This is a genomic window from Angustibacter sp. McL0619 (assembly GCF_049994355.1).
GTDB lineage: Bacteria > Actinomycetota > Actinomycetes > Actinomycetales > Angustibacteraceae > Angustibacter.
The window spans coordinates 2,953,293-2,965,521 of sequence record NZ_CP188257.1; the positions used below are offsets into that span (position 1 = coordinate 2,953,293).

A 12,229-nucleotide genomic window follows, 5' to 3' on the forward strand; every position below is an offset into this window, starting at 1 on the left:
GCACGACCTGAGGACTCCGGGTCGGCGGCGGCCCCTGCCCGACGTCAGAGCCCGGCGAGCGCGGCGTCCAGGTCGGCGCGCAGGTCGCGCACGTCCTCCAGACCGACGGACAGCCGGACGACGCCGTCGGTGATCCCGACCGCGGCGCGGCCCTCGGGGCCGAGCCGGCGGTGCGTAGTGGTGGCCGGGTGGGTGATCAGCGACTTCGCGTCGCCGAGGTTGTTGCTGATGTCGATGCAGGTCAGGGCGTCCAGCAGCGTGAAGGCGGCGTCCTTGCCGCCGTCCACCTCGAACGTGACCACCGTGCCGCCGCCGGACATCTGCCGCGCCGCCAGCTCGCGCTGCGGGTGCGAGTCCAGGAACGGGTAGCGCACCCAGCTGATCCGGGGGTGCCGTTCGAGGTGCTCGGCCAGCGCCAACGCAGACGCCGTCTGGTGCTCGACGCGCATGCGCAACGTCTCCAGCCCCTTGACCAGCACCCACGCGTTGAACGGGCTGAGCGATGGCCCGGTGTGCCGCATCATCGTCTGCACGGGGCCGTCGATGAAGTCCTGCGGACCCAGGACCGCCCCGCCGAGCGTGCGTCCCTGACCGTCGATGTGCTTGGTCGCGGAGTAGACCACGATGTCGGCACCGTGCTCGAGCGGGCGCTGCAGCACCGGGGTGGCGAACACGTTGTCGACCACCACCTGCGCGCCCGCCGCGTGGGCGAGGTCGCAGACCGCCTGGACGTCGATGAGCTCCTGCATCGGGTTGGACGGCGACTCGAAGAACACCGCGGCCGCCGGGGTGGCCAGGGCCTCGCGCCACTGGTCCAGGTCGTGGCCGTCGACGAAGTCGGTGTGCACCCCGAAGCGCGGCAGGATCTCGTCCAGGATGACGAAGCACGAGCCGAACAGGCTGCGCGCGGCCACCACCCGGTCGCCCGCGGACACCAGGGCCGCCATCGCTACCCAGACCGCCGCCATCCCGCTCGCCGTCGCGTAGCAGGCAGGTGCTCCCTCGAGCTGTCGCAGCCGCTCCTCGAACGCCGCGACCGTCGGGTTCGCGTAGCGGGAGTAGACGAAGCGGTCCACCTCCCCGGCGAACGCCGCCTCGGCGTCCGCGGCGCGCGCGTAGACGAACCCCGAGGTCAGGTAGATCGCCTCGGAGGTCTCGTCGAACCCGGACCGGTCCAACCCGGCCCGTACGGCGAGGGTGTCGGCGTGCCAGTTGTGCCCGCTGGGGCTCACGGGGTGCCCTCGGGCAGCAGAACGGCCTGGGCAACGACAACCCGCCCGTCCACCGACGTGATGGACGGGGAGCCGTACAGCTCGTAGCCCTCGGCCAGTGCCGCGCTCACGCGCTCGCAGAAGGTGCGGTCGTCCGGACCGGACAGCAGCCGGTAGCGCAGACGCTCCACGGAAACCTCAGTCATGGGGTCAGCGTAGGGCGAGCCCGGCGGTGGTCAGGTGGCCCGTCTCGTTGAACGAGACGAGGCTGGAGCCGCCGTCGGACCACCAACGGGTCGTGCTGAGCGAGGCCGGGCTGGACTCCATCCGCCACACCACGGTCGCCGCGGCACCCAGCGCCTCGCGGGCCAACGTCTTGATGGGTCCGGCGTGCGTGACCACCAGAACCCGGCCGCGGGGATGACGGGCGATCGTCCGGTCGCGCACCCGCAGAACCCGCCCGTCCAGCTCGTCGAAGCTCTCGCCGCCCGGCGGGGGGACGGCGGTCGAGTCCAGCCAGGCTCGGTACTCCTGCGGCCAACGCTCACTCACCTCGGCCGTCGTCAGGCCCTCCCAGTCCCCGAACTCGCACTCGGTCCACGCCGGCTCGGTGCGTACGTCCAGGCCGAGCCGAGCGGCGACGACCTCGGCGGTCTGCTGGGCCCGCAGCATGGGCGAGGCGACCACCGCGTCGAACGGCTCGACCGCGACCAGCACTTCGGCCGCGGCGGCGGCCTGGTCGCGGCCGAGCTCGGTCAGCGCCGGGCCCTCGCCGCCGGACCCGCTGAACCGCCGGTCCACCGTGTGCGCCGTCACCCCGTGGCGCAGCAGCACCAGGGTGGCGGCCGTCCCGACGTCAGGGGGGCCGGTGCGGATCGGCGGGCCGCCGACGGCGTCGGGCTGCACGGGCGGGACGGTCTTGACCGCGACCGGCGCGCCGCCCTCCAGCCCGCTGCCGCGCCACGGCAGCCCGCGCGCGGCGTCGTCCATCGCCTCGTTGACCAGCCGGTCGGCCTCCTTGTTCCGCTCGCGCGGGACCCAGACGTAGCTGACCCGCGCCGGGTCGACCACCTGCCGCGCCTGGGCGAACAGCCGACGCATGTCCTCGTGCTTGACCTTCCACCGGCCAGACATCTGCTCGACCACGAGCTTGGAGTCCATCCGGACCTCGATGCGACAGTCGGGGTCGAGCGCGACCGCTGCCTCGAGGCCTGCGACCAGTCCGCCGTACTCGGCGACGTTGTTGCTCGCGACGCCGATGGCCTCGGCCCGCTCCGCGAGCACCTCGCCGGTCTCGGCGTCGCGGACCAGCGCGCCGTAGGCGGCCGGCCCAGGGTTGCCGCGCGATCCGCCGTCCGCCTCGACGACGAAGCGGCGGGTCACAGCCCGGACTCGCCCGTCCGCACCAGGATCCGCCGGCAGTCATCGCAGCGTACGACCTCGTCGTCCGCGGCCGCTCGGATCCGTTGCAGCTCCTGCGGGTTGAGCTCGAGCCGGCAGCCCTCGCAGCGCCTGGCCCGCAGCATCGCCGCGCCCGCCCCGCTGCTCTCGCGGATCTTCTCGTAGAGCGCCAGAAGTGGCGCGTCGAGCCCGAGCACCATGCCGGCCCGGTCGCGCTGCAGGCTCTCGCGCTCGTCGGCCAGCTTCACCAGCTTGGCGTCGCGCGCGGCCACCACCACGGCCACCTTCTCCTGCAGTGCAGCCTGCTCGGTGCCGAGCCGGTCGACGTCGGTGTTGAACGCCTCGAGCCGCTCCATCACCTCGAGCTCGACGTCCTCCAGGTCGCTCTGCCTGCGAGCCAATGTGGCGAGCTCGTGCTGCAGGGACTCCAGGTCCTTGTGGCCACCCTGACCGGAGTCCAGCCGCGCCTGGTCGCGGGCGGCGCGCTGGCGCACCTGCTCGACGTCCGCCTCGGCCTTGAGGAACTCGCGGTTGGTGTCGCTGGCCGCGGTCTGGGCGCGCACGAGGTCGTCGCGCAGCACCGTTGCCTGCTGCTCGAGCTCGGCCAGCTCAGCGTGCTCCGGCAGGGTCCGCTCGCTGTGCGCGATCTGCTGCATCCGGGTGTCGACGCCCTGAATGTCGAGCAGGCGCCACTGGTCGGTCGTCGGGGCGATCAGGGTGTGCTCCCTCGGCTCGGGACGTGCATGGTCCACGGATCGGTGCGCGTGGTGCTCACACGGGTCTCAACCGTACTGCCCACGTCCCCGAGCGCCGCCACGATCCTGCTCTCGCAGCCGGCCAGCCACGGCCACTCGCTCGCCCAGTGCGAGACGTCGACCAGGAACGGCTTGCCGTCACCGGCCGTCTCGCGGGCTTCGGACGCCGGGTGGTGACGCAGGTCGGCGGTCAGGTAGACGTCCGCGCCGCTGGCTCGCACGGCAGCGAACAGGTCGTCGCCGGCACCGCCGGCCACGGCCACCCGCTGCACCATCGCGTCCTTGTCGCCGCTGACCCGCACGCCCTGCACGGTGAACGGCAGCGCCGTCGCCACCAGCCGGGCGAACTGGTCGAGGGTCAGCGGCTCGGCCAGCGAACCGACCCGGCCGACGCCGGTCCCGTGCCCCTGGTCGGCGAGCTCGAGGACGTCGAACGCCGGCTCCTCGTACGGGTGGGCGTCGCGCAGCGCCTGCACGACCTCGGTGCGCAGTGGTCGGGCCAGCACCATCTCGACGCGGGTCTCGTCCAGCGTCTCGACGTCGCCGATCCGGCCGACGCTCGGGCTGGCGCCCGCGCCCGGGGTGAAGGTGCCGATCCCGGTCGACGTCCACGCGCAGCGGCTGTAGTCGCCGAGCTCGCCGGCGCCGGCCGCAGCCAGCGCGTCGACCAGGGTCTCGGCGTCCTGGGTGGGGACGAACACCACGATCTTGTCCAGCTCCGCCAGCGGCTGCGGGCTCAGCGGGGCAAGGTGGTCCAGGCCCAGCACCCGGGCCAGCGCGTCGCTGACGCCGGGCATCGCGATGTCGGCGTTAGTGTGCGCCACGTAGAGGGCGCAGCCGCCGCGGATCAGCCGGTGCACGATGCGGCCCTTGGCGCTCGTCGCGGCCACCGAGCTGACCGGTCGCAGCAGCAGCGGGTGGTGCACTACGAGCAGGTCCGCACCCCACTCGAGCGCCTCGTCCACCACGGCTGCCGTCGGGTCCACGGCGAACAGGATCTTGCGGACCGGCCCATCCGGGTCGCCACACACCAGGCCGACGGCGTCCCAGTCCTGCGCGCTGGCGGTCGGGTACAGGTCGTCAAGGCCGGCCAGCACGTCAGCCACGGTCGGCTGCGGGACCGGCGCCCCCTCGGTATCGCTCACGACAGGAACCTACCGTCGGTCCCGGGCCTGCAGGTGCGGACGCGGCCCGGCGGATCACCCCGCATCCAAGGCGGAGCAGCCGAAAGCAGAGAACCTGGGCACCCGAGGCCCCCTCGGTGCCCCACTTCTCTGCTTTCGGCGTTGTGCGATGGTGGGCCCGGCCGGGTTCGAACCGACGACACCCGCGGTGTAAACGCGGTGCTCTACCAGCTGAGCTACAGGCCCCAACCGCTCGGACGATGCCGAGCGGCCTCGCCGTCACAGGGCGGCGATCGCCTTACGGTACGCGTCGGGGTCGCGGGCCTGCCCCGGTCCGTTCACGACGCTCCAGGCCAGCTTGCCCTCGACGTCGACCAGGAAGGTGCCGCGGGTGGCGCGACCGGCGTCGGTGTCGAAGACCCCATAGGCAGTGGCCGCCGCGCCGTGCGGCCAGAAGTCGGACAGCAACGGGAACTCATAGCCCTGGTCGGCCGCCCACGCCTTCAGCGAGAACACCGGGTCGCAGGAGACCGCCAGCAGCTGAACGTCGTCGTTCTGGAACGCGGACAGGTCGTCACGCAGGGCACACAGCTCGCCGGTGCAGGTGCCGCTGAACGCGAACGGGTAGAAAACCACCAGGACGGCGCGCTCGCCGCGGAAGGCGGACAGCGAGACCGCCTCGCCGTGCTGGCTCTTCAGGGTGAAGTCCGGTGCCAGGTCACCGACGGTCAGGGTCAGATCGGTCATGTGGGTCCTCTCGGGGGCGACGCAGTCTCGGGACGATGCGTTTGGACGAGTGTGCGGGAGCGCTACTTGCGGCCGGACCGCGGGGCCACCAGCTGGGTGGCGCTCCAGTCCTGCCCCGCACTGAACGTGCTGGTGCCGTGCAGACCGGCGGCCAGTGCGGCCTCGACCACCTCGCTAGGTGGCACGTGCCCGTCCCGGCCCGCCTTGGGCGTGAGCAGCACGACGGAGCCGCGCTCGGCCAGATTGGTCAACGAGTCGACCAGGGCGTCGACGAGATCGCCCTCCTCGTCGCTCCACCACAGCAGCACCACGTCGGCCACCTCGTCGGCGTCCTCGTCCAGGAGGTCCGAGTCCACCGCGTCCTCGATGGCGACGCGGATGTCGTCGTCGACCTCCTCGTGCCATCCGAGCTCTTGCACAACCTGACCCGGCTGCAGACTCAGTCGCCCGACGAGCCCCCGGTCGGCCGCGTCGTCCGCGGTGGCACTCACGATTACCCACTCCTCGCCCAAGACCCTGACCGCCCGGCAACGGCTGCCGGACCGCGCGGCACGCCCGCGCGTGCCCGTAGTCCACTAGAGCCCGCCGGATCGCGCAAGCGCCTGTCCACAGGTGGCCGCCCGGCGTGTCGTTTCCGACACCGGCCCGACCCGGCATCTCGTGCTCAGCAGGGCACTATCGTGCGACGCTGAGCGGATGGGACGGATCACCTCGCGGACACCGGCGCAGCGCATCACGCTGGGCCCGGACGGCGGCGTGGTCCGCCGCGCCGACACCCTGGCCGTCGAGGAGCCGCTGCAGATCCGAGTGGACGGCACGCCGCTCACCGTCACGATGCGCACCCCGGGCGACGACTTCGACCTGGCCCTCGGGTTCCTCGTCGGCGAAGGTCTGGTCACCGGCGCCGACGACGTGAAGACGCTCATGCACTGCCTCGACGAGGACCAGGACGGCCGCCCGACCTACAACGTCGTCGACGTGGCCACCCGCCCCGGGCTTGGGCTGCCCGACCTCGGGCTGCGACGGTCGTTCACGACCACGTCCGCGTGCGGGGTGTGCGGCACGACGAGCATCGAGGACGTGCGCCAGCGCTCGCCGTACGACGTCGCCGCCGACCAGACCCGATGGACGCCGGAGGCGCTCGCCGCGATGCCCGAGCTGCTCGAGTCAGCTCAAACCGGGTTCGCCAGAACCGGCGGGCTGCACGGGGCGGGGTTGTTCACGGCGCAGGGCGAGCTGCTGGTGGCCCGCGAGGACGTCGGCCGGCACAACGCTGTAGACAAGGTCGTCGGGTGGGCGGCCCGCGAGCACCTGCTGCCCCTGACCGGTTGCGTGCTGGTGGTCAGCAGCCGCGCTTCCTTCGAGCTGGCGCAGAAGGCGCTGATGGCCGGAATCCCTTGTCTCGCAGCGATCTCGGCACCATCCAGCCTGTCGGTACAGCTGGCCCGCGAAGCGGGTCTGACGCTGGTGGGCTTCCTGCGGCCACCGCGGCTGACCGTCTACGCGGGTGCCGAACGGCTGGGGCTTTCCGGTTGACGCTCGCGGTCGATCAGCCGGTCAGGAACGAGAGCCGCACCGTGCGGTCGGGGTTGTCCACGTTGGTGTCCACCAGCACCACGCTCTGCCAGGTGCCCAGCGCCATCGACCCCGCGACGACCGGCACGGTCGCGTAGGGCGGCACGATGGCGGGCAGCACGTGGTCGCGGCCGTGGCCGGGCGATCCGTGGCGGTGCCGCCAGCCCTTGCCGTCCGGGCCATCCGAGGGCAGCAGCCGCTGCAGCGCGGCGAGCAGGTCATCATCACTGCCCGCGCCGGTCTCGATCACCGCGACACCGGCCGTGGCGTGCGGCACGAACACGTGCAGCAGTCCGTCGCCCGCACCGACGTCCGCCAGGAACCGCTCGCACCGTGAGGTCAGGTCCACGACCCGTTGGGCGTCGCCGGTGCGCACGATCAGCTCCACGCTCTGCATGCTGCGACCCTAGCCAGCCGGGGTCGGTGCTCGATCGTGCGCCCGCGCGGAGGGCCGTCCACGGGACTACCGGTGGGTAGATGTGACGCCGACAACGACGCGCGGCAGGATGGGTGTCGTCAACAGGTCGTGAGAGAGGACCACCGTGAGCAGTCCAGAGGGCGCCGGCCCCATCCTGAACGGGATCCCGAGCCAGCTGCCGGACATCGATCCGGAGGAGACGCAGGAGTGGCTCGACTCGCTCGACGGCGTGCTGGCTGACAAGGGCCGCACCCGCACGCGCTACCTGATGCTCAAGCTGCTCGAACGGGCGCGCGAGATGCAGGTGGGCGTGCCGAGCCTGACGGCCACCGACTACATCAACACGATCAGCCCCGAGGCCGAGCCGTGGTTCCCCGGCGACGAGGAGGTCGAGCGGCGCTACCGCGCCTGGCTGCGCTGGAACGCCGCAGTCATCGTGCACCGCGCGCAGCGACCGGGAATCGGCGTCGGCGGCCACATCAGCAGCTACGCCTCGAGCGCGACCCTGTACGAGGTCGGCTTCAACCACTTCTTCCGGGGCACCGACCACGAGGGTGGCGGTGACCAGATCTACATCCAGGGCCACGCCTCCCCCGGGATCTACGCGCGCGCCTACCTCGAAGGCAGGCTCTCCGAGGAGCAGCTCGACGGCTTCCGCCAGGAGCTCAGCCACCCAGGTGGCGGCATGCCCTCCTACCCGCACCCCCGGCTGATGCCGGACTTCTGGCAGTTCCCCACCGTGTCCATGGGCCTGGGCCCGATGAACGCCATCTACCAGGCGCAGTTCAACAAGTACCTGCACGGGCGCGGGATCAAGGACACCAGCCAGCAGCGGGTGTGGGCGTTCCTCGGTGACGGCGAGATGGACGAGCCGGAGAGCCGCGGCCTGCTGCACGTCGCCGCGTTCGAGGAGCTCGACAACCTCACGTTCGTCATCAACTGCAACCTGCAGCGCCTGGACGGCCCGGTGCGCGGCAACGGCAAGATCATCCAGGAGCTCGAGGCGTCCTTCCGCGGCGCCGGCTGGAACGTGGTCAAGGTGACCTGGGGCCGCGAGTGGGACCCGCTGCTGGCCGCAGACCGGGACGGCGCCCTGGTGCACCTGATGAACTCGACCCCGGACGGCGACTACCAGACCTACCGGGCCAACGACGGCGCGTACATCCGCGAGCACTTCTTCGGTCGCGACCCTCGCACCCGCAAGATGGTCGAGCACCTGTCGGACGACGACATCTGGAAGCTCAAGCGCGGCGGACACGACTACCGCAAGATGTACGCCGCCTACGAGGCGGCCGTGCACCACACGGGCCAGCCGACCGTCGTCCTGGCGCAGACCATCAAGGGATACGGGCTCGGCCCGCACTTCGCCGGCCGCAACGCGACGCACCAGATGAAGAAGCTCACGTTGGACGACGCGAAGCTGCTGCGCGACAGCCTACGCATCCCGATCAGTGACGCCCAGCTCGAGGCCGACCCGTACAAGCTGCCCTTCTACCACCCGGGCGCCGACGACGAGGCGATCAAGTACCTGCTCGAGCGTCGTGCCAAGCTGGGCGGTTCGATCCCGAAGCGGCGCTCGCACGGCAAGACCATCCCGCTGCCGCCGGACACCACCTACGACGTGGCCAAGCGGGGCTCGGGCAAGCAGGAGGTCGCCACCACGATGGCGTTCGTCCGGCTGCTGCGCGACCTGATGCGAGACAAGGACCTCGGCCCGCGGATCGTGCCGATCATCCCGGACGAGGCGCGCACCTTCGGCATGGACTCGTTCTTCCCGACGGCCAAGATCTACAACCCGCACGGCCAGAACTACGTGTCCGTGGACGCCGACCTGATGCTGGCGTACAAGGAGTCCACGTCCGGCCAGATCCTGCACGTCGGGATCAACGAGGCCGGCTCGGTCGCTGCCTTCACCGCGGCCGGGTCGTCGTACTCCACGCACGGCGAGCCGATGATCCCGGTCTACGTCTTCTACTCGATGTTCGGGTTCCAGCGCACCGCGGACAGCATCTGGGCGGCGTCCGACCAGATGGCCCGGGGCTTCCTGATCGGCGCAACCGCAGGCCGCACGACGCTGACCGGCGAAGGCCTGCAGCACGCGGACGGCCACTCGCCGGTGCTCGCCTCGACCAACCCCGCGGTGCTCACCTACGACCCGGCGTACGGGTACGAGATCGGCCACATCGTGCGTGACGGCCTGCGCCGGATGTACGGCGACTCGCCGGAGAACGTCATCTACTACCTGACGGTCTACAACGAGCCGATCGTGCAGCCGGCCGAGCCGGACAACCTCGACGTGGACGCCTTGCTCAAGGGCATGTACCTGCTGCGTTCGGGTCAGCCGGACTCCGGCCGCCCGAGGGTGCAGCTGCTGGCCTCCGGCGTCGCGATGTCCTGGGCCCTCGAAGCGCAGGAGCTGCTCGGGCAGGACTTCGGCGTCGACGCCGACGTGTGGAGCGTCACCTCGTGGAACGAGCTGCGCCGCGACGGCCTGGCCTGCGACGAGCAGTCGTTCCTGGCTCCGCAGGAGCCGGTGCGGGTGCCGTTCGTCGCCCAGCAGCTCGGGCGCCGGCAGGGCCCCGTGGTCGGGGTCAGCGACTACATGCGAGCCGTGCCGGACCAGATCCGCGAGTGGGTGCCCGGCGAGTACGCGACGCTCGGCGCCGACGGGTTCGGGCTGTCCGACACCCGGCCCGCGGCACGGCGGCACTTCCACATCGACGGTCCGTCGGTGGCCGTGCGCGCGCTGCAGGCGTTGGCCAACCGGGGCGAGATCGACCAGCGCACCCCGCAGGTCGCCGCCGAGAAGTACCGGCTGCTCGACGTGAGCGCCGGGACGTCGGGCAACGCGGGCGGAGAGTCCTAGCGGGCGGCCGGACGCCGGGCGGCGAGCTGGTCGAGCTGGTCGCGCAGGTCGACCACGTCGGCGTCGGGGTGCTCCGCCAGCGCGTCGAGGTGGCGGCGGGCCTCGCTGATCCGGCCCGCCTCGGCGGCAGCCTGGACCAGCTCACGACCGGCGCCCGGCACGTGCTCGCGCGGGCGCCAGTGGCCTACTCCCAGGGCGAGAGCAACCTCGGGCATGCCCTCGCGGCGCAGCATCGACAGGCTCTCCTCGAGGGCCCTGCCGGTCGTCTCGCGCTCGACCGCGATGCCGAGCCGACGCTGGGCACCCTCGAGGTCCTCGCGCAGCGACAGACGACCGAGCTCGATCAACGGGTACCAAGCACGCGAGTTGTGAGCCAGCTCTTCGGCGAGCGCCCACTCAGCGTCCGCGACGGCCCGGGGTCGACGTTCCTCGTCCTCGTGACCCTCGGCGGCCTCGCGGCGCACCACCTCGGCCAGCTGGGCGAAGGCCACGGAGTCGTTAGGGTCATCGTGCAGCCTCGCGCGCAGCGCGACCTGGTTGTCGTCGGAGTCCGGCCCGTCCAGCCGGCGTCGCTTCAGGCGGGTCGGGGCAACTCCACCGGCGGTGACCTCCGCAGCCCCCCGCATCCGTTCTCGCAGTCGGTCCAGCAGTCCCACGTCGTCCTCCTAGCGTCCCGGTCAGGGTCCGAGGATCCGGCAGATGCTCAACCGATCCGCTCTGTGACGATAACCCAGGAACGCCCGATCGGCAGCCCCCGTACTTCCCGCCGCCCCCGCCTGGGCGTACGTCGTCACCATCTCGTGACCATTGTGTTTCGTCCACAAAGACGCATTACCCTGCAGGGATGAGCGAGCCGCTGCCGAGCACCCGCCCGAGCGTCACCGCGGGCGTGGCCGGCGCCCGCACCCGACGGCGCATCGAGCAGGGCATGCCGGAGCTCGCCCGCCTCGCGACATCGCGGATGGAAGCGACGCTCCCCTGGTACCGCGCCCTGTCCGCCCAGGACCGATCGTGGGTCGGCCTGGTGGCCCAGGCCGGCGTCGGCGCCTTCCTCGCCTGGTTCCGCGATCCCAGCGGCGTGCTGGAGATCACCGCCGACGTGTTCGGTACCGCTCCGCGCGAGCTGACCCGGGCGATCACCCTGCGCCAGACGCTCGACCTGGTGCGCACAGTGGTCGACGTGGTCGAGGATCAGGTCGACGAGCTCGCCGCCCCGGGTGAGGAGCAGGCCCTGCGGGTGGCCGTGCTCCGCTACTCGCGCGAGGTCGCGTTCGCTGCCGCTGAGGTCTACGCGCAGGCCGCTGAGTCCCGCGGTGCCTGGGACGCGCGGCTGGAGTCCCTGGTGGTGGACGCCGTGCTGCGCGGTGAGGCGGACGACGCCCTGCAGTCCCGCGCGGCAGCGCTCGGCTGGGACGCGCAGACGGACGTCGTGGTGGTCGCCGGGGCGGCCGCTTCGGGATCTGCCGGTGAGGTCGTGGAATCCTTGCGGCAGCACGCAAAACGGCTGCACGTCGATGCTCTCGCGGCGGTTCAGGGCGGCCGCCTGGTGGCCGTCCTCGGCGGGGTGAGCGACCCGCTGGGCACGGCCGACGGCCTGTCCGCGGCGTTCGCCGACGGCCCGGTCGTGGTCGGTCCCACGGTGCCGCACCTGTTCGCCGCGGGTCGGTCCGCCCGGGCGGCGCTGGCCGGCCTGGTGGCGGCGCGAGCCTGGCCCGAGGCACCGCGCCCGGTGCTTGCCGACGACCTGCTGCCGGAGCGCGTGCTGGCCGGCGACACCCCGGCCCGTCGCGCGCTGGTGGACCGGGTCTACCGCCGACTGCAGGACGCCCGCGGCAGTCTGCTGGACACGGTGAGCACCTACCTCGAGGCGGGCGGGTCGCTGGAGGCGTCGGCCCGCATCCTGTTCGTGCACCCGAACACCGTGCGCTACCGCCTGAGGCGGGCCGCCGAGACGTGCGGGTACGACGTGATGCAGCCGCGGGACGCCTACGTCGTCCGGATGGCGCTGGCCCTCGGCCGGCTGTCCGGGTCGACCCGGCGACCGACGTCCGCGGGCGGCCCGGAGGCCGGCCCGGGTGACCCGGTCGACACCGCGCTGGTGAGCCATCAGTGATCGCCATTTGTAGGAAACC

The 12,229-nt window shown here is 72.0% G+C and carries 12 protein-coding genes and 1 tRNA gene; 3 read left to right on the top strand and 10 right to left on the bottom strand.

Annotation, left to right across the window (positions count from 1 at the left end):
- Nucleotides 1-44: 44 nt before the first annotated feature.
- The 8 genes from ACPPVT_RS13665 to ACPPVT_RS13700 all read right to left on the bottom strand — a co-directional run bounded on the left by ACPPVT_RS13665 (nt 45) and on the right by ACPPVT_RS13700 (nt 5,681).
- A complete protein-coding gene (locus ACPPVT_RS13665; protein WP_426561122.1) occupies nt 45-1,232 on the bottom strand; it encodes an O-succinylhomoserine sulfhydrylase in 1,188 nt (395 codons plus the stop codon).
- On the bottom strand, nt 1,229-1,417 hold the full coding sequence (locus ACPPVT_RS13670) for a DUF1737 domain-containing protein (RefSeq protein WP_426561124.1): 189 nt from the start codon (nt 1,415-1,417) through the stop codon (nt 1,229-1,231). Before ACPPVT_RS13670 ends, ACPPVT_RS13665 begins: the two co-directional genes overlap by 4 nt.
- Before the next feature lie 4 nt (nt 1,418-1,421).
- Nucleotides 1,422-2,594 (bottom strand): bifunctional RNase H/acid phosphatase, encoded by a 1,173-nt coding sequence (locus ACPPVT_RS13675; protein ID WP_426561126.1) that lies wholly within the window; start codon nt 2,592-2,594, stop codon nt 1,422-1,424.
- Nucleotides 2,591-3,364: a zinc ribbon domain-containing protein gene (locus tag ACPPVT_RS13680; protein ID WP_426561128.1), complete on the bottom strand. Its 774-nt coding sequence runs from the start codon at nt 3,362-3,364 to the stop codon at nt 2,591-2,593. The genes ACPPVT_RS13675 and ACPPVT_RS13680 overlap by 4 nt, the downstream gene beginning before the upstream one ends.
- On the bottom strand, nt 3,325-4,512 hold the full coding sequence (locus ACPPVT_RS13685; protein WP_426561130.1) for a Nif3-like dinuclear metal center hexameric protein: 1,188 nt from the start codon (nt 4,510-4,512) through the stop codon (nt 3,325-3,327). Before ACPPVT_RS13685 ends, ACPPVT_RS13680 begins: the two co-directional genes overlap by 40 nt.
- Before the next feature lie 149 nt (nt 4,513-4,661).
- Nucleotides 4,662-4,737: transfer RNA gene (locus ACPPVT_RS13690), tRNA-Val, on the bottom strand.
- 33 nt (nt 4,738-4,770) lie between these two features.
- A complete protein-coding gene (locus tag ACPPVT_RS13695) occupies nt 4,771-5,229 on the bottom strand; it encodes a peroxiredoxin (protein ID WP_426567156.1) in 459 nt (152 codons plus the stop codon).
- 71 nt (nt 5,230-5,300) lie between these two features.
- A complete protein-coding gene (locus tag ACPPVT_RS13700; RefSeq protein ID WP_426567157.1) occupies nt 5,301-5,681 on the bottom strand; it encodes a DUF3052 domain-containing protein in 381 nt (126 codons plus the stop codon).
- A gap of 253 nt (nt 5,682-5,934) precedes the next feature.
- On the opposite strand from ACPPVT_RS13700, the gene fdhD reads away from it, so the two are divergent.
- The gene (gene fdhD / locus ACPPVT_RS13705) at nt 5,935-6,774 is read left to right on the top strand and encodes a formate dehydrogenase accessory sulfurtransferase FdhD (protein ID WP_426561132.1); all 840 of its coding nucleotides are present in this window, start codon (nt 5,935-5,937) and stop codon (nt 6,772-6,774) included.
- Between the two features lie 13 nt (nt 6,775-6,787).
- On the opposite strand, the gene ACPPVT_RS13710 is transcribed toward fdhD, so the two are convergent.
- Entirely contained in the window at nt 6,788-7,210 is a 423-nt protein-coding gene (locus ACPPVT_RS13710) for a YjbQ family protein (RefSeq protein ID WP_426561134.1), read from the bottom strand.
- Nucleotides 7,211-7,355: 145 nt separating this feature from the next.
- Here ACPPVT_RS13710 and aceE point away from each other — a divergent pair, with 145 nt between their 5' ends.
- On the top strand, nt 7,356-10,097 hold the full coding sequence (gene aceE, locus ACPPVT_RS13715) for a pyruvate dehydrogenase (acetyl-transferring), homodimeric type (RefSeq protein ID WP_426561136.1): 2,742 nt from the start codon (nt 7,356-7,358) through the stop codon (nt 10,095-10,097).
- Here the strand turns inward: aceE and ACPPVT_RS13720 are convergent.
- Nucleotides 10,094-10,753, bottom strand: coding sequence for a hypothetical protein (locus tag ACPPVT_RS13720; RefSeq protein WP_426561138.1), 660 nt, complete (start codon nt 10,751-10,753; stop codon nt 10,094-10,096). The two genes, aceE and ACPPVT_RS13720, sit on opposite strands and share 4 nt — an antisense overlap.
- A 188-nt stretch (nt 10,754-10,941) precedes the next feature.
- On the opposite strand from ACPPVT_RS13720, the gene ACPPVT_RS13725 reads away from it, so the two are divergent.
- On the top strand, nt 10,942-12,210 hold the full coding sequence (locus ACPPVT_RS13725; protein ID WP_426561140.1) for a PucR family transcriptional regulator: 1,269 nt from the start codon (nt 10,942-10,944) through the stop codon (nt 12,208-12,210).
- Nucleotides 12,211-12,229: the final 19 nt, after the last annotated feature.